This is a genomic window from Amycolatopsis minnesotensis (assembly GCF_039529815.1).
In the GTDB taxonomy this organism is placed as follows: domain Bacteria; phylum Actinomycetota; class Actinomycetes; order Mycobacteriales; family Pseudonocardiaceae; genus Amycolatopsis; species Amycolatopsis minnesotensis.
The window spans coordinates 1-23,636 of sequence record NZ_BAAANN010000067.1 but is presented as its reverse complement, the minus strand read 5'-3'; the positions used below and the strand labels follow the sequence as shown (position 1 = coordinate 23,636).

Below are 23,636 nucleotides of genomic sequence, written 5' to 3'. Positions count from 1 at the left end.
TGCCCTGAAGGTCACCTTCGCGGCGTCAGATTCCCCGAAGGGCACCTTCAGGGCATGCGCAGCGGACCTCACCTCGGCCTCTATAGGAGCATCCTTCGGAGGCTCCCGGAAACCGCCTTTCCCCGGAACGCGCGCGCTCGCCGGAACCCGGGCCGTCGCACTTGGCCTCGCCGAAATCACCGCGGGACGGCGATCTTCGGGGCATCCGTCGCGGGCGCTCGGGGTGTTCAGCGCGCCGTCGCGGGCGTCCGGAACCGGTCCAGCTCGCGCAGGCTGTGCGCCACGGCTTCGGCTCCGTAGGAGACCATCTCCGTCTCGTAGGCGTCGACCGCGCCTGCCGGCGGAACGCGGCCGTCCCGCACGTCGATGAGCTTGCGTCGCAGCAGGTCGGCGTCGTGGAGCGCGGTGTTCGCGCCGTTGCCGCCGCTCGGCGAGGTCGCGTGGATCGCGTCGCCGAGCAGTGTCACCGGCCCCGGCGGCCAGCGTTCCGCGGGCGAAACGGTGCGGATCGAGAGCAGCACGCTGTTGTCGCGATCGGCGCCTTCGATGACCGCGCGCACGTCGGCGTGCCAGCCGCGGGTCAGCTCCAGCGCGATCTCCCGCATCGAAAGGTCCGGGCGCGCCAGCAACGGGTGGCCCGGCGCGAGCATGATCACCCAGCGCAGGTAGTGCCCGACGCCGGGAAGGCCCAGCTCGGGCGCCAGCTCGTTCAGCACGCTCGGCAGCACGCGGAACCGCATCAGGCCGAGCATCATGGCGACTTCGCCGTCCGAGACACCGGTGCCGAAGCCCGGCACGAGCGCGGCGAACCGCTCGGTCAGCGGCGTCCGCCCGATGAGGGCCCGCACGCCGCTGTCCTCGACCGGCGTCGACGGGCTGAGCTGCGCGCGAACCGCCGAGTTGATCCCGTCGGCGCCGACGAGCAGATCCCCGTCGACCGACGATCCGTCCGCGAAACGCGCACGCACGCCGCCCCCGGGAAGCTGGTCGTACCCGGTGAACGCCTTGCCGAACCGCACGTGCGCGCCGATGCCGGAGAGCAGCAGGTGCCGGAGGACGTGCCGGTCGATCGCCACCGCCAGCGCGGGCGGGTCGGTGCTGACCCGCTCCAGCCGGTGGTTCAGCCGGACCCGCTCACCGGCGAGGTCGCCTTTGACGGCGTCGAGCACCGGGTGGAGCGCCTGCGGCAGGCAGGCCCGCAGCGCGGAGTCGCCGCGCTCGCCCAGCCCGATCCGGTAGCCCTGGAACCGCGCGGTGATATCGGGATCCCGCTCGTGGACGGTGGCTTCGATGCCCGCCGCGCGCAGGCCCTGCGCCAGGCAGAGGCCGCCGAGCCCGGCCCCGATGATGATCACCTTCATGGCTTCTCCCCCTTGAGCACTGTTCAATTGAACACTGCTCAAGTTACCTGAGCAGTGTTCAATTCGGCAAGCGAGGTGCGAGGCGGGCCGCGGGCCTGGCGGGCGTGGTGTGATGTGCGCATGGCGCTGAACAAGGCCGCGGTGCTGGCCGCCGCGGTCGAACTGCTCGACGAGACCGGGCTCGACGCACTGAGCACCCGCAAGCTCGCGACCAGGCTGGAGGTCCACGTGGGCGCGCTCTACTGGCACTACCCCAGCAAGCAGGCGCTGCTCGACGCGATCGCGGAGCTGATCTGCGAGGACATGGCGACCAGGCCGCTCCCCGGCACCGGCTGGAGCGACCGGATCCGCGCCGTCGCCGTCGCCCAGCGCGAGGCGATGCTGGCACACACCGACGGCGCACGCGTGATCGCGACGATGAGCAAGCCCGGCCCGCAGGCGATGGCGTTCATCGAGCGGCCGATGGCGCTCGTGCGCTCCCTCGGTGCCCCCGAGCACGAGGTCGAAGCGATCGTCGACACGCTGACCAGTTACGTCAACGGCTACACGATCGAAGAGCAGGCACGGAAACTCGACACGTTCTCCCGCGCCGACCGCGACCGCGCCTTCCACTTCGGCGTCGGACTGCTCGTCAAGGGCGTGCGGACGCAGTACGACGGCTGAGGCCGCCTACGGCTCGGCGGCGATCCGCTGCACGATCGGGACCAGGTCGCTCGCGAGCAGATCGCGCAGCAGGACGGCGGCGACGCGCTGTTTCTTGTCGACCACGATCGTCGACGGGATGACGTTGCGCGGGTACCCGGTGAGCTGCACCAGCGACCGGCCCGGCGGGTCGTAGATCGACGGGTAGGTCAGGCCGCGGTCCCGCATGAAGTCCTGCGGCGCGGCACGGTCCGGGTCGCGGACGTCGAGCCCGAGCACCTGCACCCCGGCCGCCTTCGTCTGCTGGTGGGCCTTCTCGATCTCCGGGGATTCGCGGCGGCATGGCGCGCACCACTGGCCCCACAGGTTGAGCACCACGACCTTGCCCGCGTAGTCCGTGACCGAGAGCTGCTTGCCGGGGTTCATCAGGTCCTCGCCGGACAGCTTCGGGATCGGCTGCCGGCTACCGATGTCGTAGAAGTTGTCGAGCTTGCCCTGCGGCGAAACGAAGTTGAACGTGTCGCCGCCCGGCTTCGCGTCCTTGTCCGCGGCACAGCCGGTGACCAGCAGCGCCGCGCCGACGGCCAGCGCCAGCAGCCTTTTCATGCGCCGGTGACCTTCGGGTCGGTCGCCCCTGCCGGTTCGCTGTAGACGATCCGGACGAGTTCCTCGCCGGAAAACACCAGGCTGGTCAGCGACGCGAGCGAGCACTGGCGCTGACGGGGGTCGTGCCACAGCCGCTTCGCCTCCAGGAACCGGCGCAGGGTCCAGATCGGCAGCTGGTGCGAAACGCACAGCGCCTCGTGCCCTTCCGCCGCCGCGCGCGCCCGGTAGACGGCCCCGAGCATGCGGTGCGCGATCTCGACGTACGGCTCACCCCACGACGGCTTGAACGGGTTGCGCAGCTTGGGCCAGTGCTTCGGCTCCCGCAGCGCGCCATCGCCGACGGCGACCCGCTCGCCCTCGAACAGGTTCCCGGCTTCGATGAGCCGGTCGTCGGTCGCGATGTCGATGCGGTGCGCGCCCGCGATCGGGGCCGCGGTTTCCTGCGCGCGCCGCAGCGGCGACGCCACGACGTGCGCGACGTCGTGCCCGGCGAGCGCCTCGGCGACGGTCAGCGCCTGCCGCTGGCCGCGTTCGGACAGCCGGTACCCGGGGAGGCGGCCGTACAGGATCTTCTCCGGGTTGTGCACCTCACCGTGCCGCAGCAGGTGGACGACGGTGCCGCTGGTCACGACGCCACCGCTTCGGCGGCGGCCCGTGCGGCATGCGGCAGCGCGGCCTCGATGACTTCGAACGCGGCGTCGTCCATCGCGGCGTTCACGAACCACGCTTCGAACGCGCTCGGCGGCGGGTAGACGCCCCGTTCGAGCAGCGCGTGGAAGAACGGCGGGAAGCGCCAGGTCTCGGCGTTGGAGGCGTCGTGGTAGTTCCGCACCGGCTCCTCGCGGAAGAACACGCTCACCAGGTTGCCCGCGTAGGCCACGGTGTGGGCGACGCCGGCCTCGGTCAGCGCGTCGGTGAACAGCGCGCCGAGCCGCTGCGAGTTCGCGTCGAGCGCGCGGTACACGTCCTCGTCCGCCGCGCGCAGCGTGGCCAGCCCGGAGGCGACGGCGACGGGGTTCCCCGACAGCGTGCCCGCCTGGTAGACGGGCCCGCCCGGCGCGAGCCGGGCCATCACGTCGGCGCGGCCGCCGAAGGCGGCGGCGGGCAGCCCGCCCGACATCACCTTGCCGAAGGTGTAGAGGTCGCCGCGCACCCGCTCGAGGCCGAACCAGCCCGCGCGCGAGACGCGGAACCCGGTCATCACCTCGTCCATGACGAGCAGCGCGCCGTGCTCGTGGGCGAGGTCGAGCAGCGCCTGGTTGAAGCCCTCGTCCGGGGCGACCGCGCCCATGTTGCCCGCGGCGGCCTCGGTGATGATCGCGGCGATCTCCCCCGGATTGTCCGCAAAGGACTGACGGACGGCGTCGATGTCGTTGTACGGCAGCACGATGGTGTCCGCGGCCTGCGCGCCGGTGACCCCTGGCGAGGTCGGCAGGCCGAGGGTCGCGACGCCGGATCCCGCCTGGGCGAGCAGCGCGTCGACGTGGCCGTGGTAGCAGCCGGCGAACTTGATGATCTTCGAGCGCTCGGTGAACCCGCGCGCGAGCCGGATGGCGCTCATCGTCGCCTCGGTGCCGGAGTTGACCAGCCGCACCCGCTCGACGGGCTCGACGCGCGCGATGATCTCCTCGGCGAGCTCGACCTCACCGGTGGTCGGCGTGCCGAACGAGAGCCCGGAGGACGCCGCCTCGCGCGCGGCGGAAACGACCGCGGGGTGCGCGTGGCCGAGGATCATCGGGCCCCACGAGGACACCAGGTCCACGTAGCGGTTGCCGTCGGCGTCCCACAGGTGCGGGCCCTCGCCGCGGACCATGAAGCGCGGGGTGCCGCCGACCGAGTTGAACGCGCGCACCGGCGAGTTCACCCCGCCGGGCGTGGCCGCCGTGGCGCGCGAGAACCATGACTTGGACTGCTCGACTCCTTGGCTCACCCGCCCAGTCTCGCAAACCCCGGTCAGTTGCCCCGTGCGGGCTGCTGGGTGATCGACTGCGCGGCCACCTTCCCGTCGGCGCCCGGCGTCCCTTGAACGGTGACCGAAGAGCCGGGCGCCAGGTCCGCGAGCGCGCCCGGCTTGCTCAGGCCCACCTTCGTCGAGTCCGTTGTGGACACCACGACCTCGTTTCCCTGCAGGGTTTTCACGTAAACGGTGCCGCCGTCGATCCGCGCGACAGTGCCAACGGTGCCAACGGTGCCACCGCGGCCAGCGCCCTGGCGCCCTAGCCCGCCCTGCGGTTGGCCACCCGCCTGCTGGGTCCGCGCCGGTGACTGGCCCGACGTCGCGGCGTGCGTCCACGCCCCGGCGCCGAAGGACACCGCGATCAGCAGCGCCGCCACCAGCACCAGGGTCGGCTTGCCGACGGGCGTGCCCGCCCGCTTCATCTCGGCGGCGAGATCCTCATCACCGACCGGCGTGGTCAGCAACATCTCCTTGGTGACTTCGGCCGTGACTTCTTCGGACACCGCAAGCTCCTCACTCATGACGCAGCGCGTCGATCGGACGCAGCGACGCGGCGCGGTTCGCCGGGAAACTGCCGAAGAACAGGCCGATCACGGCCGACACCCCGAACGCGAGCACGATCGAGGGCACCGAGAGCACCGGCGTGATCCCGGCGATCGTGAACCGGCTGCCGACCACCCCGATCAGCACCCCGAGCAGCCCGCCGAACAGGCTCAGCATCGTCGCCTCGGCGAGGAACTGGCCGAGGATCGCCGACCGCGGCGCGCCGATCGCCTTGCGGATGCCGATCTCGGAGATCCGCTCGGTCACCGTGACCAGCATGATGTTGGTGACGCCGATCCCGCCGACCAGCAGCGAGATCGCGGCGACGGCGGCGAGCAGCACGGTGAACGTCCGCGTGGTCTCGGTGCGCGCCTGCAGGAGCTGCTCGGAGTTCCCGATGGTGAACCCGGCGTTCTGGCCCGCGCGCACCCCGTGCCGCGCGTCCAGGATCGCGGTGATCTCGGTCTGCGCCACCGGTACCGCGTCCGCGCTCGCCGCCCGCACGACGATCTGGTTCACGCCGCCGTAGCCGGTCAGCGAGTTCTGCACGGCGGTCAGCGGCGCGATCGCCACGTCGTCCGCGTTCTGCCCGCCAGCGGCACCCCGTGTCCGGAGCACCCCGGTCACGGTGAACTGGATGCTGTTCAGGAGCACCTTCCTGCCGACGGCCTGCTCGGTGCCGAAGATCCCCTGCGCGGCCGTAGTGCCGAGCACCACCACCTTGCTGGCCGAGGCCAGGTCCGCCGCGGTGAACGCGGCACCTTGCGCCAGCGCCCGGTTGGTGGTGGTGAAGTACGCCGGGTCGGTCCCGGTGACCGACGACAGGTCGTAGCCGGTCCGGCCAGAGGTCGCGGTCGCCGACGTGCTCACCACCGGCGAAGCCGCCTTCACGTCCGGCGCGCCGACCGGGTCGACGAGCGCCTTCGCGTCCTGCGTGGTGAGCGGGCGCACCGGGGTGCCCTGCCCGCCGCCGCGCTGCGGCGAGACCGTCAGCACGTTCGTGCCGAGGTCCTGGATGCTCGCCGCGACCGAGGCCGACGCCCCGTTGCCGACCGCGACCAGCAGGATCACCGCGGCGACGCCGATGGTGATGCCGAGCGTGGTCAGCGACGACCGGAGCTTGTTGGCGGTGAGCCCCCGCAGCGCGAACCGGAGCACCTCGAACGCGGTCACCCGGCCACCGCCCGCTGATCCGCGACGATCCGGCCGTCGTCGATGCGCACCACGCGATCGGCGTGCGCGGCGACCTCGTCCTCGTGCGTGATGACCACGATCGTGCGGCCGAGCCGGTGCAGTTCGGCGAACACGGTGAGCACCTCCGCGGTGCTGGCGCGGTCGAGGTTGCCGGTCGGCTCGTCGGCGAGCAGCATCGCGGGCGCGGTCACGAGTGCGCGTGCGACCGCGACGCGCTGCTGCTGACCGCCGGAAAGCTCGCTGGGCAGGTGCTTCGCGCGGTCGGACAGTCCGACGAGGTCCAGCGCCGCCAGCGCCCTCGCCCGCCGCACGCCGCGTTTCATCCCGGCGTAGGTCAACGGCAATTCCACATTGGACAGTGCACTGGTGCGCGGCACCAGGTTGAAGGACTGGAAGATGAACCCGATCTTCCTGTTCCGCAGCAGCGAAAGCTGGCGTTCGGTCAGCTCGCCGACCGCGAAACCGTCCACTGTGTACTTTCCGGCGGTCGGGGTGTCGAGGCAGCCGAGCATGTTCAGCAGCGTGGACTTCCCCGAACCCGACGCGCCCATGATCGCCACGTACTCGCCGGGGAACACCGTGAGATCGACACCGCGCAGCGCGTGCACGGCGGTGTCACCGGAGCCGTAGGTCTTGCGCAGCGCGGCGACCTCGATGACCGGCTTCACCGTCCACCGCCCGCTTGCCTCGGCCCGCCACCGGAGCCGGTTCCGGGGAAGCCGCCCTGCCCGCCGCCGCGCGCACCACCGGCGCCGGTGGCCTGCTGCGCGCCGGTGACGACCACCCGCTGCCCCTCGGTCAGGCCCGAGGTGATCTGCACCGTCGACTCGCCGCGGATGCCGATCCGGACCGGGGTCGGCACGTTCTGCCCGTTCTCCGCCACCACGACCGTGCTCGTCGTCCCCGTGGTCTGGACCGCGGCCGACGGCACGGTCAGCGCGTCCACCGCCTCGGCGACGGTGATCACCACGCTCGCCGACTGGCCCGGCCGCAGTCCCGCCGGTGCGCCGGTGAGGGTCAGCTTGGTGTCGTAGGAAACGGTGCTGCCGCTCGTCGACGGGGTCAGCGCGACCGAGGCGACGTTCGCCCGCACCGGGGTGTCCGGCATCGCGTTGATCGTCACCTGGGCCCGCTGACCCGCTTTCACCTTGCTCGCGTCGATTTCGGCGACGGCGGTGTCGACGACGAGGTGGTCGAGATCGGTCAGCACGATGAACCCGCTGCCGCTCGCGGACTGGGTGGCCGAACCCTGCTGGCTGCCCGCCTGCGTGCCGCCCTGCTGGGCGCCGCCCGCTTGGCCGCCACTCGACTGGCTGCCACTCGACTGGCCGCCCGAGGCCGCACCCGGCTGGGTACCGCCCGACGAGCCCCCGCTGCCCGCCTGCTGCCCGACCGCGCCGTTGACCGCGGTCACCGTGCCCGCGCCCGGCGCGGTCAGCACGGTCGCGTCCAGTGCGGCCCGCGCGGTGTCCACGTCCAGTTCCGCCTGATCCACCTTGGCCCGCAGCGAAGTCGTGCTTTCGGCCTGCTGCGCGCTTTGCGGGGAGTTCCCCGTTTTGATGAGCGCCGTGGTGGGCGCTTTGGTGGGTGCCGTGGCGGCCGCCGCCGTGCCCGCGTTCGCCAGGTTCTCCTTCGCGACCGCGAGACCGTCTTTCGCGACTTCGAGCTGTTTCGACGCCTGCGCGCTGTCGATCGTCGCCAGCCGTTCGCCCGCGGTTACTTTGTCACCAACCGAAACGGGGATCGAGGTGACTTTCCCCGAGCCGGGGAAAGTGACGTTCGCGGAATAGCCGCTGGCGACGGTGCCCGCGGCGGAAACCGTTTCCGCGACCTCGCCCCGCACCACCGGAGCCGATCGGCTCTGCGGTTGCGCGGTGCCCCGCGAGGGGGAAAAAGCCTGATATATCCCGAAACCGGCGGCGCCGATGAGGACGACCAGCACGCCGTTGACAAGCCAGGCACGACGTTTCGACATGGCGGTAAGATTCGTCGGCCCAGATATCAGTCACCTGGGAGCCAGCTGTGTATCCCTTGTGAATACCGCTCAGGCGTGGCCGGGACCGTACGTTTCTTCGAGCGTTTCGTCCTTGCCCGGCTTGCGGCGGGAGCGGTGCGGCGCGCGAACGGCGAGCAGTGTTTCCCGCGCGGCCTCCAGCAGCAGCAACGCCGCGAGCGTGCCGAGCCCGATGGCGGCAGCCATCCAGCTTCCGACATAGCGCGTCGAGGTGAGGACCGTGCCGTCGTTCAGCGTCATCGAGACCGTGTGCACGCCCTTCGGCCAGCACACGAAGGCGAACCACACCGCGGCCGCGGCGAGGACCACTTCCACGCCCGCGATGATCGCGCGGCGCGGCCGGTGCAGCCGCCCGCGCTCCCGTGGCGGCGACTGCCATTCGACGGCACCGGCGAGTTCTGTCACGCCGAACAGCTTCTCATGTCGCGTCCGGCCGTCGCAGTGCGGACCGGAGGCCGTCGGGGTCGCGCGCCCACGCCAGGACCACGGTGTCGTCGTCCAGTTTCAGCGGGACCTCCTCGTACTTGCGGGGCACCGTCCAGCCGCCGCCGAGCACCCGCGCGCCCGCGGGCGCGCCGACGTCGTCCACCTCGGCGACGCGGGCGAGTTCCAGGCTCTCGCGGCCCTGCCACAGCGTCGTACCGGTCACGCGGACCGACAGGAAGCGCCGCCGCGCGTAGACCCACGGCACCGTGATCACCATCAGCCCCGCCGCCACCACGATCCAGGCCACCGTGTGCACCGCTCCGCCGGTGGTCAGCTCGGCGACGTAGCCGAGTGCGGCGAACACCACGCTCCACATCAGGGCCCACCACGAAACCCCGTTCTCCTGGTAGCGCGTTTCCTCCGCGGTCACGGCAGCTTCCGGCCCACCTTGGGGAAGTAGCCCGCCACGCTCGGCAGGTGGATGAGCGAGATCGCGACCACGATCAGCACCGCGGCGGCGATCGAGAACAGGTTGTAGAAGATCACCAGCTGGAACGCCACGGTGATCACCGTCAGCACGGTCAGCACCGTGCGCGCCGAGCGCGTGCCCTCGCGCATCTTGTACGCGAAGAGCCCGATCAGCATGGCGAACACGACCGAGCCGACGAGCAGGACCCAGAGCAGGGTGCTGGTGCCCGACGCGATCATGTCCGGCGCGATGGGCTTCTGGTCCGGCTTGAGCTTGACCTCGGCGTTCGCCTTGATCAGCTCGTCGATGATCTGCTGCTTGACGCTGATCGAGTAGACCTGACCGCCGATGAGCACCACCCCGGCCACGATCCACAGCCAGAACGACACCGCCACCAGCTTCGGCGGGGTGACGGGGGCGACGTCGTCGCCGCTGAACCTGGGGGCGGGCGGCAGGCCCTTGCTGCGCCGCTCGTCATCCGTTTCGGTCATGACCAGACCCTAGTCGAGCCAGGCGGCCGCCTCCGCCGCCCAGTAGGTGAGGACCATGTCGGCGCCCGCCCTGCGGATCGAGGTGAGCACCTCCAGCACGGTGCGCTCGCGATCGAGCCAGCCATTCGCCGCGGCGGCCTCGACCATCGCGTACTCGCCGGAGATGTTGTAGGCCGCGACCGGCACCGGGGACGCTTCCGCCGCCGCGCGCAGGACGTCCAAATAGGACAGTGCGGGCTTGATCATGATCGCGTCCGCGCCCTCGGCGACGTCCAGCTCGATCTCCCGCAGCGCCTCGCGGGCGTTGCCCGGATCCTGCTGGTAGGCCTTGCGGTCGCCCTTGAGCTGCGAATCGACGGCCTCGCGGAACGGGCCGTAGAACGCGCTGGCGTACTTCGCGGAGTAGGCGAGGATGCCGGTGTCGATGAGCCCGGCGTCGTCGAGCGCCCGGCGGATCACGCCGACCTGGCCGTCCATCATGCCGCTGGGGCCGAGCAGGTGCGCGCCCGCTTCGGCCTGCGCGACTCCCATTTCGGCGTAGATCGCGAGGGTGGCGTCGTTGTCGACACCGCCGTCCTCGCCGAGCACGCCGCAGTGGCCGTGGTCGGTGAACTCGTCGAGGCAGGTGTCCGCCATCAGCACGGTGTCGTCGCCGAGTTCGGCCCTGAGATCGCGCAACGCGACGTTCAGGATGCCGTTCTCGTCGACCGCGCCGCTTCCCCGCGCGTCCCGCACGGCGGGCACGCCGAAGATCATCAGGCCACCGACCCCGGCCTCGACCGCTTCGACCGCGGCCTTGCGCAGCGTGTCACGGGTGTGCTGGACGACGCCGGGCATGCTCGAGATCGGGCGGGGCGCGTCGGCGCCCTCGGCCACGAACATCGGCAGGATCAGCTGGCGCGGGCGCAGCGTGGTCTCGCTGACCAGGCGTCGCATGGCGGGCGTCGTGCGGAGGCGGCGGGGACGATGCTCAGGAAACACACATCCACGCTACGCCGCCCCTCGGGAAGGGCTCGCGAGCCCTTCCCGACAAGGAAGAGACCCCCTCACTGGCAGTGAGGGGGTCTCTTCTTGAGCGCTGTTCAGTTCTCGAGCGGCGTCAGGAACGCCGCGCGCGCTTCGCCTTCCGCGGCGGCGGCAACGCGCCTTCGGCCCGCAGCCTCGCGGCGTGCTCGGCGAGCGCGTCCACCAGGTGCGGCACGTCCGCCTTCTCCGGCTGGACGTCCACCCGCAGGCCGAACTCCACGGCGGTCTCCGCGGTCTTCGGCCCGATGCACGCGACGAGCGTGCGGGTGTGCGGCTTGCCCGCGATGCCGACCAGGTTCCGCACGGTCGACGACGAGGTGAAGCACACCGCGTCGAACCCGCCGGTCTTGATCATCTCGCGGGTCTCCGCTGGCGGCGGCGCGGCGCGCACGGTCCGGTAGGCCGTGACGTCGTCGATCTCCCAGCCGCGGTCGCGCAGGCCGGCGGAGAGCGTCTCGGTGGCGATGTCGGCACGCGGCAGGAGCACCCGGTCCACCGGGTCGAGCACGTCGTCGTACGGCGGGAAGTCCGCGAGCAGGCCCTCGCTCGACTGCTCACCCGAGGGCACCAGCTCCGGGATGATGCCGAACGAGCGCACCTTCGCCGCGGTCGACTCGCCGACACAGGCGATCTTCACGCCGGAGAAGGCGCGCGCGTCGAGGCCGAACTCCTCGAACTTCTCCCACACCGCGCGCACCGCGTTCGTCGAGGTGAACACGATCCACTGGTAGCGGCCGTCGACGAGGCCCTTCACCGAGCGCTCCATCTGCGCCGGGCTGCGGGGCGGCTCGACCGAGATCGTCGGCACCTCGTGCGAGGTCGCGCCGTGCCCGCGCAGGCGCTCGGCCATCTCGCCTGCCTGCTCCTTGGTGCGCGGCACCAGCACCTTCCAGCCGTACAGCGCGCGCGACTCCCACCAGGACAGCTTCGAGCGCTGACCGGCGGCGGCACCGACGGTCACCACCAGCGGCCCGACCAGCTCGCCCGCGTCCTGCGCGAGCGAAGCCAGCGTGGAGTCCACCGTGCGCTGGGTGTTGATGGTGCCGTTCGAGGTCACCGCGACCGGGGTCTGCGGGGCGAGGCCGTGCTCGCCCAGTGCCGACGCGGCCTCGGCGAGGTGGCTCGACGTGGCGTGCAGCACGATCGTGCCCGGCGTCGCGGCAAGGCCTGCCCAGTCGACGTCACCACGGACGTCGACCTCGGTGTGCGTGCCGCCGAGCGCGACACCCGCGTAGGCGGGCACCGCGGCACCGGGCGAGACACCGGGGATGACGTCGAACACCGCGCTGGTGCGCGAAACCGCCTGCACCTCGGCGACGACGGCGTGCTGGGTCAGCGGGTCACCGGCGACCAGGCGCAGCACGAGCCTGCCCGCCTTGGCCTCCGTGGTCAGGTCCTTCGCGACGTCGCCTGGCTCACCGACGGCGGGGCGCACTTCGGCCTCCGCGTTGGCGAAGGCCAGCACGCCGGCGGGCACGTCGGGATCGGTCACCACGACCTCGGCCTTGGCGAGCAGCTCCTGGGCACGGACGGTCAGGAGACCGGCGTCGCCAGGACCCGAGCCCACGAAGGCGACGCGCCCAGTGGTCTTTCGAGCGGGGGTCATCGTTTCTCGTTTCTCCTCATCAATCGGCCGCTTCACTCGGCCTTCTCCACCGCTGCCTTCGATGCGGTTCAGCAGGTCTTTCTTCGTCAGTTCACCGTGCGTCGGGGCCGGACAGGACGCCGGCGCCGAGGTCGAGCAGCTCCGCCGCGACCTCGCGGCCGAGCTTTTCGGCCTGGTCCTTCTCCGCGACGCCCGAAGCGCGCAACATCTCGACGGACTCGCCGGGATCACCGTCGAACCCGGCGGCGGCCGTGCCGCGCAGCGAGATGCGTTCGATCACCGCGCCGGCGGTGTCGAGGTCTTCCACCACGTCCGCGAGCGCGCCCACCGGCGCGCTGCAGCCCACTTCGAGTGTCGCCAGCAGCGCGCGCTCCGCGGTGACCGCGAGCCTGGTCGTCTCGTCGTCCACGGTCGAGCGGAGCAGGTGCTCGACGTCGAAGTCGTCCACGCGGCATTCCACCGCGAGCGCGCCCTGCGCCGGGGCGGGCAGCATCTGGATCGGGTCGATCGTCTCGGTGATCGCGTCCGCGCGGCCGATCCGGTCGAGGCCCGCCTTCGCCAGCACGACCGCGTCGAACTCGCCGTCGGTGACCTTGCGCATCCTGGTGTCGATGTTGCCCCTGATCGCGACGACCTCGAACCCGAGGCCCAGCGCGCGCAGCTGCGCCATGCGGCGCGGCGAACCGGTGCCGATCCGCGAACCGGGCGGCAGCTCGCCGAGCGTCAGCCCGTCCCTGGCGACCAGCGCGTCGCGCGGGTCCGCCCTCGGCGGCACCGCGGCGATGACGAGGCCGGGCTCCGGCGCGGTCGGCAGGTCCTTGTACGAGTGCACGGCGACGTCGATCGTCTTCGCGGCGAGCGCCTCGCGCAGCGCCGAGGTGAACACGCCGACGCCGATCTGGGCGATCGGCGCGGACGAGCGGTCGCCGGGGGTGCTCACCTCGACGATCTCGACGGTCGCCCCGGCCTGCTCGAGCGCGGCCGCGATCGTGCCGGTCTGCGCGAGCGCGAGCTTGCTGGCCCGCGTGCCGATCCTGATGGTCCTAGACATGCTTTTCACCGTCTGCCTTGTTCGCCTTCGGGCTCGCGACCGCGGCGGGCGCCTGCGGGTCCAGTCCGAACAGTTCCCGCAACGCGTCCGCGTAATCGGTGGTCCCCGAGTTCTCGGCCGCGAGCTGCTTCACCCGCACCGTCGGCGCGTGCAGCAGCTTGTCCACCACGCGGTGCACCGTCCTGCCGAACTCCTCGCGCACCGCGCCGTCCAGCTCGGGGAGCCGGTTGTCCAGCCGCAGGAGCTCCGCGTCGACGACCTCGGCGGCGCGCTTGCGCAGCGCGGTGACCGTCGGGGTGACCTCGGCGCTGCGCTGACCGGCCAGGTAGGCCCTGACCTCGTCGAGCACGATCCCGGTCGCGCGCGCGGTCTGCTTCGCGGTGCTGACGCCCCCAGTCTCGTCCATCCGGCGGCGGACGGTCTCCAGGTCGACCAGGGTGACGCCGTCGACCGCGGTCACGCCGGGGTCCACGTCACGCGGGAGGCCGAGATCGCAGATCACCAGCGGGCGGCCCGCCCTCGGCAGCACCTGGTCGGCGTTCAGTACCGATGCACTTGCACCGGTACAGCACAGCACCACGTCGGCGCCGGTGACCGCGGCCGCCAGGTCCGCCATCGGGACCGCCGTCGCGGGCACGCCCTGTTCGGTGACCGACGCGGCGAGGCGCTCGGCGTTCGCGTAGGTGCGGTTGGCCACCACGATCGACCCGATCTCGGCCTTGCGCAGCTGCGACGCGGTCAGCGCGCCCATCGAGCCCGCGCCCACGATCAGGGCGCGCTTGCCCGAGACGTCACCGGCCGCGACGAGCGCCTGCGACACGACCGACGCGCCGAGCGCGTCGAGGCCGGTCTCGCTGTGCACCCGCTTGCCGACCCGCAGCGTGGACTGGATCAGCTCGTGCAGCGTGCGCCCGACGGTGCCCGCTTCGCGCGCGGTGGCGTAGGCGGCGCGGACCTGGCCGAGGATCTGCGTCTCGCCGACGACCATCGAGTCCAGCCCGGACGCGACCGAGTACAGGTGCTCGACGGCCGCACCGGCGTAGTGCACGTACATGCTGTCGTACAACGCGGCCGGCTCGACCCCGGCCTGGCGGGCGAGCACGGCCGAAATATCGGCGAGGCCACCGTGGAAGGCCTCGACCACCGCGTAGACCTCGATGCGGTTGCACGTGGAGACGAGCATGACCTCGTTCACGTGCTCCGCCTGCTGCAGTTCGTGCAGCGCCTTCCCCACCTCGGCGGCCGGTATCGCGACCCGCTCGAGTGTCGTCAGATCCGCAGTGCGATGCGAAAGTCCCACAGCCAGCACGCTCATCGTGCGGACCCCCTCGTCGTCTCCGTGCTCACCGCACCACCATTCCGTTGCCGAGCCGGCGCCCGTCGGTCCCGGCACCATTCTCCCCCGGCCCGGACCCGTTCAGCTTCTCGTCCGCGCGCCGCGCCACATGGAAGGACAGGATCTGCAGTTCGACCGCGAGGTCCACCTTCCGCACCTCGATGTGCTCCGGCACCTGCAGCACCACCGGCGCGAAGTTCAGGATGCACTGGACACCACCGGCGACCAGCCGGTCGCACACCGACTGCGCGGCCGTCGGCGGGGTCGCGATGACCCCGATCGAGATCTCCCGCTCGGCGCACACCCTGGGGATGTCGTCGAGATGGGACACCGGCAGGCCGCCGACCGGCACCCCGATCAGGTCGGGGTCGACGTCGAACAGCGCGTCGACGGGGAACCCCCGGCCGGGGAACCCGCCGTAGTTGGCCAGCGCGTGGCCGAGGTTACCGATTCCGACCACGGCCACCTTGTGCTTGCGGGTGAGCCCGAGCGTCCGCTCGATCTGCCCGACGAGCACCGCGACGTCGTAGCCGACCCCGCGCGTGCCGTACGAGCCGAGGTACGAAAGGTCCTTCCGCAGCTTCGCCGAGTTGACCCCGGCGGCGGCCGAAAGCTCTTCGCTGGCGACCGTGGTGCCGCCCTGCTCCTGCATCGCGGACAGCACCCGCAGGTAGACCGCGAGCCGCGCGACGGCGGCTTCCGGAATGGCCTTCGCCCGGACGACCTCGCCCTCACCTGCGGGAACGGCGGGCATCTCAGCGGTGGGCGCGTTGTCCGCGTCCGGCGTGGCGAGGGGTTTGACCGCGGCCCGCGTGCGCTTGTGCGCGGCGTCGGCGCCGTTTCGCCGGCCTCGCTGTGCCACCACGCTGGCTCTCCTTCACCGCATCACGAGCATCGGTTCGGCAGGGGCGAACGCAGGTCGCCCGAAACTGACCCTTGACCTCGCGGGCCGTCTCCGGTTCGATGCCCGGGCCGCACGGGGTACCGGCAATACGGTAGCCATTTGTGAACGCAGGCACAAAGTCACTGGTCGCGAGCATGACCAGCGGCACATTCCCGGCTGCCGCACGCCGAAGCGCCCGGAGCGGTACGGGCCGCCCCGGGCGCTTCCGACCGGCTGGTTCCGGTTACTTGTTGGTGCCGGGCATCAGGACCTTGCCGATCACGAACACGGTCGCGTTCTTGACGGGCACGTTGCCGCACAGCACCGGGGCGCCGTTCACGGTCATGTTCTCGCCGGAGCCCGCGATCTTCAGGTCGCCGCCCTCGGCGCCGTCCAGCGTCGGGACCGTGCCCGCCGACTCGAGGCCCTTGGCGTCGTAGCGCTTCGGCACGACGTGGTACTTCAGGATCTTGGCCAGGTCGGCGGGCTTGCCCGCCAGCTCGGTGAACTTCGCGTCGCCCAGCTCCTTGAAGGCCGGGTCGTCCGCGGGCGCGAACACGGTGAGCTCCTGAGCGCTGTTCAGCGGGTCGACCAGGTTGGTGGCCTTGACCGCGGCGACCAGCTTGGTCAGCAGCGGGTTGTTGCTCGCGGCGGTGGCGACCGGGTCGGACACCATGCCGTCCACCGAACCGGGGCCGGTGGCGGGGACCTTCGAACACGCGGGGCCGAACACGTCCGCCTTCGTCGTCATCCCGTTGCCCGCGGGCGCGGCGGCGGAGCTGGACGACATCGGCGAGCTGGGCGCGGGGGCGCTGCTGCTGTTGTTGCCGCTGCCCGACCCGCTGTCGGAGCCGCTGCTGCAGGCCGCCATCGAAAGGGCGGCCGCGGCGGCGATACCGAGCCCGGCGACGCGACGCAGATTACTCACGGGAAATCAACTCCATTCACGTCCGGAAGGGGCCGGACACCAGTGACGACTTTGTTGTCATCAGGCATTCGGCCCCGGCCGGGAGTTGGATTGCCACTCGTTCGAGTTAATTGAGAATCTTTTCGCCGTCACTGGGTGTCGAAGACGACGGTGTGCCAGCCGGTGGCCCCGTCCGGCACGGTGCCCGCGCGCTGTTCCGTCTGCGTGTAGCCGAGTTTGTCCGTCGCGCGCACCACCACGGTGTGACTGCCCTTGGGCGCGTCCGCTTGCAGGTGCCACATCCGCCAGGTGCTGTCGTTGACCACAGTGGACAGTTCGGCGGCCCGCCACGGCCCGTCGTCGAGCCGCACCTCGACCTTGTCGATCCCGGTCGGCTGCGCCCATGCGATGCCCGAAACGGTGATCCGCCCCGCGGGCAGGCTCTGGAACCCCTGCGGCGAGTCGATCCTGGACATCGTCTTGATCGGGCCCTGCTCGCCCCAGCCGCGGTCGAGCCAGTAGCCGCGGCGCGCCGCCCAGGTGGTCAGCTCGAGTTCGGCGACCCATTTCGTGCCGGAGACGTACCCGTAGAGGCCAGGGACCACGATGCGCGCCGGGAAGCCGTGTTCGAGCGGCAGCGGCTCGCCGTTCATGCCGATCGCGAGCATCGCGCCGCGCTTCGGATCCAGTGCGGCCTCGACCGGGCTGCCGCAGGTCCAGCCGTCGGAACTGGTCGCGAAGAGCTGTTGCGAGCCCTGCCGCACCCCCGCTTCGTTCAGCAGGTCCCGCAGCCACACGCCGACGAAGTTCGCGGTCGAAATGTAGGGCCCGCCGACCTCGTTGGAAACGCAGGTCATGGTCACCGTCTGCTCGACGAGCGGGCGATTCCGGATTTCGTTGTAGTCGAAGGTGACTTCCCGGTCGACCATTCCGTGAATGCGCAGGCTCCAGTCCTCGGTGCGCACCTGCGGGATCACCAGCGCGGTGTCGATGCGGTAGAAGTCCTTGTTCGGGGTGAGGAACGGCGGCGTGCCGAGCTTGGCGAAGTCGGCGTCCGCCGGGATCGGCGGCGCCGCCGTGGCCGGGGTGAGCTTCCCGACCATGGCGCGCGAGCTCTCCGCGTCGTTCGCCGACCCGATGAACTGGCCGGCGAGTGCGGCGACACCGGCACCGGCGGCGACCCCGCCGGTGGTCACCAGGAACCGGCGGCGCGTCGTGCCGTCTTCGGCGCCGGCGGCGACCGACGGCGTCCGCAGCGCGACCGAGTGCAGCCAGGTGAACGCCCCGATGCCCACCAGCAGGGTCGCCACCGGCGCGAGGAGCGCGATCGGCCCGAGGTCCTGCCGCAGGTACACCGCGGCGATCCCGGCGACGCCGAGGAGCCCGACGACGAGCTGGCCCGGCCGCGGTTTGCGCCGCGAAACGAGCCCCGCCACCATCGCGAACACCACGAGCAGGACACCGAGCCCCAGCTTGAGGACCGGTTTGTCCCAGGTCTCCAAGGTCTTCTCGGCCCATTTGACGATCGACTGCGGGCTGTGGTCGATGACGAAGTTGGCGACCGCGAGGAACGGCGACGCGGTGGTGCCCACGAACCCGGCGACGAGCTGGCCCGCGCCCAGTGCCGCGGCCAGCGCCACGACCCCGATCAGCGCGGCCCACCACTTCCCGATGCGCGGGCTCGTCGATGCGGCGGTGCTGGGCTGGTCGGTGACCTGGGTGCTCACGGCGGCCTCTCACGATTCACGGGCGGCCCCCGGTACGCGGAGAAGGGGCCTCTACTCCCATCTTCGGAGCGGGCCGGGAGTTCGATTGGCCCATTCGGCCTTACGAATCCCTTAAGACGCGGCGGAGCCGGTCCTCTTCGACCTTCCAGTACCCGTGTTCGTCACCGTCGACCAGGATCACCGGCACCCGGTCGCCGTACTCGGCGCGCCATTCCGGATCGCTGTCGACGTCCGCGACACCCCACTCGACCCCGAGTTCGGCGCAGATCCGTTCGACGTCCTGTTCGGCCGTGACGCACGCCGAACAGCCCTGCCTGGTCATCACGGTCACCTGGTGCGACATGGAATCATCCTGCCTCACCGCAGGCGGACGCGGCGGAGCTTGCCCGTCGGCGAATGCGGCAGCTCGGTGACGAACTCGACCGTGCGCGGCACCTTGTACCCGGCGAGCCGGGTGGCGCAGTGGTCCACCACCTGCTGCTCGGACAGGGACGCGCCGTCGACCGGCACCACGACCGCCTTCACCGCCTCCCCGCTGCGCTCGTCGAGCACGCCGACGACCGCGGCTTCGGCTACCTCCGGCAGTTCCCCGACGGCGGTTTCGACCTCGTGCGGGTAGACGTTGAACCCGTTCACGATGATCAGGTCGTTGGCGCGGTCCACGAGGTGGAGGTCGCCGTCCACGTCGAGGTAGCCGACGTCGCCGGTGCGGAACCAGCCCTCCCCGTCGGGGCCGTGCGCGCCGTCCGGCCAGTACCCGGAGAACAGGTTCGCGCCCCGGACCGCGACCAGCCCGGTGCCGCCGACCTCCTCTTCGAACGTGTCGTCCAGCTCGTCCGGATCGAGCAGCACCGGCTCGCTGTCCCCGTCCGGTTCGACGAGCCGCAGCTCCACACCGGGCAGCGGGCGGCCGACGGACCCCGGCTTCGGATAGCCGGTGACCAGCGTCGACGTCACCACCGGCGCCGTCTCGGTGAGGCCGTAGCCCTCGTAGACGCCGACGCCGGTCGCCTGCCGGATCGCGGCGAGCACCTTCGGGTGCAGCGGCGCGGCGCCGGAGGTCAGCTTGCCGACGGTCGACAGTCCTTCGCCCAGCTCGTCGGGCGGCAGTGCCGCGAACTCGGCGTACATCGCGGGCACCCCGGGGAGCGCGGTGATCCGGTGCTCGGCGCAGTGCCCGAGGGTCTGCCGCGCGTCGAACCTCGGCGCGAGCACCACCGTGGCACCCGTCGCCGTGGCCAGCAGGAGACCCGGCCCGAGCCCGTAGACGTGGAAGAGCGGGATCGCCAGCAGCGCGCGGTCGCCGCTTTCCAGGGTGGGCGGGCGGACCTGCCGGAGCTGGCTCACGTTCGCCAGCAGCGCGCGGTGCGACAGCATCACGCCGCGCGGCGGGCCGGTGGTGCCCGAGGTGTAGGACAGGACCGCGATGTCCTCGCCCGCGCCGACCGCCGGTACCGATTCACCTGCATCGAAACCGGGTTCGAGCTTCTGGACGTCCCCGAGCCCCTCCCCCGCGGTGATCAGGAGAGTCGCGCCGCTGTGCGAGAGGACCGTTTCGATCTCCGGCGCGGGCGCTTGCGGCGAAACCGGCACGGCGATCCCGCCCGCGCGGACGACCGCGAAGAATGTCACAGCGAAGGCGGCGGACGTCGGCAGCTGCACCGCCGCCCGGTCGCCCTGCCGCAAGCCCGCCTCCGCGAACCGGCGCGCCTGGCCGTTGACCGCGGCGTCGAACTCGGCCCACGTGTAGGTGTCCTTGGCCTCGGTGCCGGCCAGTGCGGTGTCGATCAGCGCGGTGCCGCTTGGCCGCACGCGCGCCGCCTCCGCCAGCAGATCCGCCACATTGCCGGGCTCCGCGCTCACAGTCCACCTCTCGCCGCGACCGGATGATCGGCTCCAGTCTGGCATCCCGGCGCGCCTCGCGGCGACGGCGGTTTTCCGGCCCCGGACCTCGGCACGGCCGGTCGGCCGTGCGGTACCGCCCCGGTCGTGAGCAGGCCGCAAGAGCGAACCCGTGTCATCCCCCGTCACGGGGAGCCCGCGCGGCCGTCGCACTTTCGCAACCGGTACAGCACTACCTACTTTCGGGTAACAACCCGTATGCTGCTCCTCGTCCCCACGTGGTGTTGATCACGAGGGGGTATGGAGGCGGAGCCGCGTCCAGGGCTTCGGCAGCCGCTCACGAGGCGGTCGCCGGGTTCCCGGCTCCGGAGTAGCCAGTGGTCGCCGGGGGCATCGGGGCTGAAGGAGGTCCGACACGATGAGCCTGCACGTCGCCACGAGTCGTGGTCCTGCCATTGTGCGTGCCGGGCACTCCCTCCACCGGCCCGCGGCGAAAACCGCGGGTGAAACGCCCGCGGAGCAGGCGGAGTCGGTGAACGAAGGCTGGGAACTGGTCCACGCCGCGCAAGGGGGCGACAACGCCGCCTTCGGCAGGCTGTATGACCGCTACGTCGACGTGGTGTTCCGCTACGTCCTGTTCCGGGTCGGCGACCGCGACCTCGCCGAGGACGTCACCAGCGAGACCTTCCTCCGCGCGCTGCGGCGGATCACCTCGGTCAGCTACCAGGGCCGCGACGTCGGCGCCTGGTTCATCACGATCGCCAGGAACCTCGTGCTCGACCACGTGAAGTCCAGCCGGTTCCGGCTCGAGGTGGTCACCGACGAGGTCAGCGACTCCGGCACCGCGCCGTTCGGCACCGCTACGCCCGCCGCGGGCCCCGAGCAGCAGGCGATCTCCAGCGCGACCAGGGCCGAACTGCTGCGCTGCATCTCCGATCTCGGCGACGACCAGCGCGAATGCATCGTGCTCAGGTTCATCCAGGGACTGTCCGTCGCCGAAACGGCGCGGATCATGAACCGCAACGACGGTGCCATCAAGGCGCTGCAGCACCGCGCCGTCCGCCGTCTGGCGCAACTTCTGCCCACCGGCCTGCGCTGAGGGGGACGCGGCGTAACCGCGAGCCGCCGCCACTCGTTGCCACCGTTGACTGACGGCGTACGGCCGTGGAGACGGAGCTGAGCGGTGTGAACGTTCCGGGGTGGCCCCCGCGGAGCCGGGCGGAGGATGAGGACTTCGCCCGCGCTGTCGATGGTGGCGCGCCCAGCACCGAGGACGACGAGCTCGCCGTCGTCGGGGCGTTGCGCGGGCTCGGCGACCTCGGGACGCTTGACCAGGCCACCCGTCACCGCATCCACAGCGGCATCATCGAACGTCTCGCGCCCGCCGGCGAGCAGGACCAGCCGCGGCGGCCGCAGGTGCTCGCCGGGGTTCTCGTGGCTGCCGCCGCGGCGGTGCTCATCGTCGGCGCGCTCGGCATGCTGCTGTCGAAGGACGCGCTGCCCGGCGACACCCTGTACGACGTCAAGCGCGCCGGCGAGTCGGCATCGCTCGGCTTGACGTTCGACGAGCAGGGCAAGGCCGCGAAGTACCTCGAGTTCGCCGGAACGCGGCTGGACGAGCTGGCCGCGCTGCACGGCAAGGGCGCCGCCGAATCCGGGTACCGCCGCGTGCTGGCCGACTTCACCACCGACGCCGCCAACGGCGCGGCGCGGTTGAGCGTGCTCGGCGTCGAAGACGGCGGCGTGCAGCTCACGGAGCTCCAGGGCTGGACGAGGCAGCAGGCCACCCGGCTCGTAACGGCGAAGGCGGATCTGCCGCCGTCGGCGAGCGCGGGTTACGAGACGTCCGTCGCGCTCTTGAGCCGGATCGACGCCCGCGCCGGCGCGCTCGCGGCACGGCTGCAGTGCTACCTCATCACCGCCGGCGAATCGGACGACCTCGGCGCCGTGCCCGCGACCGGGCCGTGCGACCCGCCGCAGGGAAATCAGGGCACCGCGCAGGGCGAGCCACCGCCAGCCACCGAGCCAGGACCGCGGCAGGACCTTTCGGACGGCACCGTACCGATGCCGACGCAACGGTTCCTCTCCCAGCTCGACAGCCCGGCACCGACGCCGCCGTCGCCGACCGCACCCGGCGCCGTGAGCGCGCCGCCGGTGATCCCGCCGCCGATCCCGACCCCGACCGGTCCCCGCCTGCCGAGCACGCCGGCCAAGCCGCCGCTGCTTTCGATCCCCCCGCTCATCCCCGGACTGCCGGGCCTCGGCATCGGATAGGGGGTTTCCCCACACTCCAGTGGGTCTTGGACGGCTGCGGGCACGCCGGGTGCACCCGCTCGCTACCCTGGTGGCAGGCGCCCGGTTCGCCGGGCCGCAGGAGCGGATCGTGGAGGCGGTGTGCGTGTCACCGTGGCGTGGCAGAGACAAGGGACAGGAACTCGAGCGGCGCGCCGCGCTGGCCGGTGAGGCCTCGGCCGACGCCGCGGTGGCGATGGAATCCGTCCCGGTCGCCGTCACGGCCGTCGCCACCGCCGGGCGGGACACCGGCGAGCCCACCGCCCCGCCGGCGCCGCCGGATCTGACGGCGGCGGCGTTCTTCGACGTCGACAACACCATGATGATGGGCGCGTCGATGTTCTACCTCGCGCGCGGGCTCGCCGCGCGCAAGTTCTTCAGCACCGCGGACCTCGCCGGGTTCGTCTGGCAGCAGGCGAAGTTCCGGATCGGCGGCAAGGAGAACAAGGACGACATCAGCTCGCACCGGGAGCAGGCTCTGTCCTTTGTGGCCGGCCGCACGGTGAAGGAGCTGAACGAGATCAGCGAGGAGATCTACGACGAGCTGATGTCGGACAAGATCTGGTCCGGCACGCGCGCGCTCGCGCAGATGCACCTCGACGCCGGACAGCGCGTGTGGCTCGTCACGGCGACCCCCATCGAGGTCGCCGCGATCATTTCGCGCAGGCTCGGCCTGACCGGCGCGCTGGGCACCGTCGCCGAGTCGGTCGACGGGGTCTACACCGGACGGCTCGTCGGCGATCTGCTGCACGGCAGGGCCAAGGCGCACGCGGTGCGCGCGCTCGCTTCACGCGAAGGGCTGAACCTGCGGCGCTGCACGGCGTACTCGGACTCGCAGAACGACGTGCCGATGCTGTCCACGGTCGGCACCGCCGTCGCGGTCAACCCGGACAGCGGCCTGCGCGACGTCGCCAGGGCACGTGGCTGGGAGATCAGGGACTTCCGCACCGGCCGCAAGGCAGCCCGCATCGGCGTCCCGTCCGTGCTCGGCGCCGGCGCGGTGGCCGGCGCGGTCGCGGCGGGCATGGCCTACCGGCGGCGCTGAACGTCCCGCGCGGCAGCCAGACCGCGTGCACGGCGGCCCTAGTGTCGCGCGTCGTTAATTGGTTTACGGCTGTGGGTTTGCGATGATGGGGCATGTCTTCGTCGGGTTTGATGGTCAGTGATGAGGACCGGGCGATCTTGGAGTCGTGGACACGGTCACGGGCGATCCGGGCCAGTCATGTCGAGCGGGCTCGGATCGTGCTGGCGGTCGCGGACGGA

General features: G+C 71.5%; 24 protein-coding genes and 1 pseudogene. 5 read left to right on the top strand and 20 right to left on the bottom strand.

What is annotated here, in order from left to right; translation table 11 throughout:
- Positions 1 to 227 precede the first annotated feature (227 nt).
- Complete coding sequence (locus ABD256_RS42295) at positions 228 to 1,361, bottom strand: FAD-dependent oxidoreductase (protein ID WP_344431743.1); 1,134 nt, start codon at positions 1,359 to 1,361, stop codon at positions 228 to 230.
- 120 nt (positions 1,362 to 1,481) lie between these two features.
- On the opposite strand from ABD256_RS42295, the gene ABD256_RS42290 reads away from it, so the two are divergent.
- Complete coding sequence (locus tag ABD256_RS42290) at positions 1,482 to 2,024, top strand: TetR/AcrR family transcriptional regulator C-terminal domain-containing protein (protein WP_344431741.1); 543 nt, start codon at positions 1,482 to 1,484, stop codon at positions 2,022 to 2,024.
- A 6-nt stretch (positions 2,025 to 2,030) separates the two neighbouring features.
- Here the strand turns inward: ABD256_RS42290 and ABD256_RS42285 are convergent, their stop codons facing one another.
- The 19 genes from ABD256_RS42285 to ABD256_RS42195 all read right to left on the bottom strand — a co-directional run bounded on the left by ABD256_RS42285 (position 2,031) and on the right by ABD256_RS42195 (position 20,102).
- A complete protein-coding gene (locus ABD256_RS42285; RefSeq protein WP_344431739.1) occupies positions 2,031 to 2,609 on the bottom strand; it encodes a TlpA disulfide reductase family protein in 579 nt (192 codons plus the stop codon).
- Complete coding sequence (locus ABD256_RS42280; protein WP_344431737.1) at positions 2,606 to 3,238, bottom strand: histidine phosphatase family protein; 633 nt, start codon at positions 3,236 to 3,238, stop codon at positions 2,606 to 2,608. Before ABD256_RS42280 ends, ABD256_RS42285 begins: the two co-directional genes overlap by 4 nt.
- A complete protein-coding gene (hemL, locus tag ABD256_RS42275) occupies positions 3,235 to 4,539 on the bottom strand; it encodes a glutamate-1-semialdehyde 2,1-aminomutase (RefSeq protein ID WP_344431735.1) in 1,305 nt (434 codons plus the stop codon). Before hemL ends, ABD256_RS42280 begins: the two co-directional genes overlap by 4 nt.
- A gap of 23 nt (positions 4,540 to 4,562) precedes the next feature.
- Positions 4,563 to 5,069: a DUF5666 domain-containing protein gene (locus ABD256_RS42270; protein WP_344431733.1), complete on the bottom strand. Its 507-nt coding sequence runs from the start codon at positions 5,067 to 5,069 to the stop codon at positions 4,563 to 4,565.
- A gap of 10 nt (positions 5,070 to 5,079) precedes the next feature.
- A complete protein-coding gene (locus ABD256_RS42265) occupies positions 5,080 to 6,282 on the bottom strand; it encodes an ABC transporter permease (RefSeq protein WP_344431731.1) in 1,203 nt (400 codons plus the stop codon).
- Positions 6,279 to 6,971, bottom strand: coding sequence for an ABC transporter ATP-binding protein (locus ABD256_RS42260; RefSeq protein WP_344431729.1), 693 nt, complete (start codon positions 6,969 to 6,971; stop codon positions 6,279 to 6,281). Before ABD256_RS42260 ends, ABD256_RS42265 begins: the two co-directional genes overlap by 4 nt.
- Complete coding sequence (locus ABD256_RS42255) at positions 6,968 to 8,278, bottom strand: efflux RND transporter periplasmic adaptor subunit (RefSeq protein WP_344431727.1); 1,311 nt, start codon at positions 8,276 to 8,278, stop codon at positions 6,968 to 6,970. The genes ABD256_RS42260 and ABD256_RS42255 overlap by 4 nt, the downstream gene beginning before the upstream one ends.
- A 69-nt stretch (positions 8,279 to 8,347) precedes the next feature.
- The gene (locus ABD256_RS42250; RefSeq protein ID WP_344431725.1) at positions 8,348 to 8,722 is read right to left on the bottom strand and encodes a hypothetical protein; all 375 of its coding nucleotides are present in this window, start codon (positions 8,720 to 8,722) and stop codon (positions 8,348 to 8,350) included.
- A gap of 13 nt (positions 8,723 to 8,735) precedes the next feature.
- Positions 8,736 to 9,173 (bottom strand): hypothetical protein, encoded by a 438-nt coding sequence (locus ABD256_RS42245; RefSeq protein ID WP_344431723.1) that lies wholly within the window; start codon positions 9,171 to 9,173, stop codon positions 8,736 to 8,738.
- On the bottom strand, positions 9,170 to 9,703 hold the full coding sequence (locus ABD256_RS42240; protein ID WP_344431721.1) for a hypothetical protein: 534 nt from the start codon (positions 9,701 to 9,703) through the stop codon (positions 9,170 to 9,172). Before ABD256_RS42240 ends, ABD256_RS42245 begins: the two co-directional genes overlap by 4 nt.
- A gap of 9 nt (positions 9,704 to 9,712) precedes the next feature.
- Complete coding sequence (gene hemB, locus ABD256_RS42235; RefSeq protein WP_344431719.1) at positions 9,713 to 10,684, bottom strand: porphobilinogen synthase; 972 nt, start codon at positions 10,682 to 10,684, stop codon at positions 9,713 to 9,715.
- 118 nt (positions 10,685 to 10,802) lie between these two features.
- Positions 10,803 to 12,335, bottom strand: a complete 1,533-nt coding sequence (locus ABD256_RS42230) for a bifunctional uroporphyrinogen-III C-methyltransferase/uroporphyrinogen-III synthase (protein ID WP_344431717.1) — start codon at positions 12,333 to 12,335, stop codon at positions 10,803 to 10,805.
- 91 nt (positions 12,336 to 12,426) lie between these two features.
- On the bottom strand, positions 12,427 to 13,386 hold the full coding sequence (gene hemC, locus ABD256_RS42225; RefSeq protein WP_344431715.1) for a hydroxymethylbilane synthase: 960 nt from the start codon (positions 13,384 to 13,386) through the stop codon (positions 12,427 to 12,429).
- Positions 13,379 to 14,701, bottom strand: a complete 1,323-nt coding sequence (locus ABD256_RS42220; RefSeq protein WP_344431713.1) for a glutamyl-tRNA reductase — start codon at positions 14,699 to 14,701, stop codon at positions 13,379 to 13,381. Before ABD256_RS42220 ends, hemC begins: the two co-directional genes overlap by 8 nt.
- A 28-nt stretch (positions 14,702 to 14,729) precedes the next feature.
- The gene (locus ABD256_RS42215) at positions 14,730 to 15,587 is read right to left on the bottom strand and encodes a redox-sensing transcriptional repressor Rex (protein ID WP_344431711.1); all 858 of its coding nucleotides are present in this window, start codon (positions 15,585 to 15,587) and stop codon (positions 14,730 to 14,732) included.
- A gap of 262 nt (positions 15,588 to 15,849) precedes the next feature.
- Positions 15,850 to 16,476, bottom strand: coding sequence for a fasciclin domain-containing protein (locus tag ABD256_RS42210; protein ID WP_425546615.1), 627 nt, complete (start codon positions 16,474 to 16,476; stop codon positions 15,850 to 15,852).
- A gap of 185 nt (positions 16,477 to 16,661) precedes the next feature.
- Complete coding sequence (locus ABD256_RS42205; protein WP_344431747.1) at positions 16,662 to 18,185, bottom strand: molybdopterin-dependent oxidoreductase; 1,524 nt, start codon at positions 18,183 to 18,185, stop codon at positions 16,662 to 16,664.
- Positions 18,186 to 18,339: 154 nt separating this feature from the next.
- Complete coding sequence (locus tag ABD256_RS42200) at positions 18,340 to 18,582, bottom strand: glutaredoxin family protein (RefSeq protein WP_344431708.1); 243 nt, start codon at positions 18,580 to 18,582, stop codon at positions 18,340 to 18,342.
- A 14-nt stretch (positions 18,583 to 18,596) separates the two neighbouring features.
- Positions 18,597 to 20,102 carry an AMP-binding protein gene (locus ABD256_RS42195; protein WP_425546614.1) on the bottom strand — a complete coding sequence of 502 codons (1,506 nt, stop codon included), beginning with the start codon at positions 20,100 to 20,102 and terminating at the stop codon, positions 18,597 to 18,599.
- A gap of 397 nt (positions 20,103 to 20,499) precedes the next feature.
- Here ABD256_RS42195 and ABD256_RS42190 point away from each other — a divergent pair, with 397 nt between their 5' ends.
- From ABD256_RS42190 to ABD256_RS42175, 4 genes and pseudogenes are all read left to right on the top strand, one after another.
- Complete coding sequence (locus ABD256_RS42190; RefSeq protein WP_344431704.1) at positions 20,500 to 21,180, top strand: sigma-70 family RNA polymerase sigma factor; 681 nt, start codon at positions 20,500 to 20,502, stop codon at positions 21,178 to 21,180.
- 86 nt (positions 21,181 to 21,266) lie between these two features.
- Positions 21,267 to 22,355: a DUF5667 domain-containing protein gene (locus ABD256_RS42185; protein ID WP_344431702.1), complete on the top strand. Its 1,089-nt coding sequence runs from the start codon at positions 21,267 to 21,269 to the stop codon at positions 22,353 to 22,355.
- 109 nt (positions 22,356 to 22,464) lie between these two features.
- Positions 22,465 to 23,418: an HAD family hydrolase gene (locus ABD256_RS42180; RefSeq protein WP_344431746.1), complete on the top strand. Its 954-nt coding sequence runs from the start codon at positions 22,465 to 22,467 to the stop codon at positions 23,416 to 23,418.
- A 92-nt stretch (positions 23,419 to 23,510) separates the two neighbouring features.
- Positions 23,511 to 23,636: pseudogene (locus tag ABD256_RS42175) on the top strand (IS630 family transposase); the annotation flags it as partial.

Excerpts from the sequence above, each read along its gene's own strand:
- ABD256_RS42295 (WP_344431743.1), bottom strand. The coding sequence starts at position 1,361 with ATGAAGGTGATCATCATCGGGGCCGGGCTCGGCGGCCTCTGCCTGGCG.
- ABD256_RS42290 (WP_344431741.1), top strand. The coding sequence starts at position 1,482 with ATGGCGCTGAACAAGGCCGCGGTGCTGGCCGCCGCGGTCGAACTGCTC.
- ABD256_RS42285 (WP_344431739.1), bottom strand. The coding sequence starts at position 2,609 with ATGAAAAGGCTGCTGGCGCTGGCCGTCGGCGCGGCGCTGCTGGTCACC.
- ABD256_RS42255 (WP_344431727.1), bottom strand. The coding sequence starts at position 8,278 with ATGTCGAAACGTCGTGCCTGGCTTGTCAACGGCGTGCTGGTCGTCCTC.
- ABD256_RS42240 (WP_344431721.1), bottom strand. The coding sequence starts at position 9,703 with ATGACCGAAACGGATGACGAGCGGCGCAGCAAGGGCCTGCCGCCCGCC.
- ABD256_RS42230 (WP_344431717.1), bottom strand. The coding sequence starts at position 12,335 with ATGACCCCCGCTCGAAAGACCACTGGGCGCGTCGCCTTCGTGGGCTCG.
- hemC (WP_344431715.1), bottom strand. The coding sequence starts at position 13,386 with ATGTCTAGGACCATCAGGATCGGCACGCGGGCCAGCAAGCTCGCGCTC.
- ABD256_RS42220 (WP_344431713.1), bottom strand. The coding sequence starts at position 14,701 with ATGAGCGTGCTGGCTGTGGGACTTTCGCATCGCACTGCGGATCTGACG.
- ABD256_RS42210 (WP_425546615.1), bottom strand. The coding sequence starts at position 16,476 with ATGGCGGCCTGCAGCAGCGGCTCCGACAGCGGGTCGGGCAGCGGCAAC.
- ABD256_RS42200 (WP_344431708.1), bottom strand. The coding sequence starts at position 18,582 with ATGTCGCACCAGGTGACCGTGATGACCAGGCAGGGCTGTTCGGCGTGC.
- ABD256_RS42190 (WP_344431704.1), top strand. The coding sequence starts at position 20,500 with ATGAGCCTGCACGTCGCCACGAGTCGTGGTCCTGCCATTGTGCGTGCC.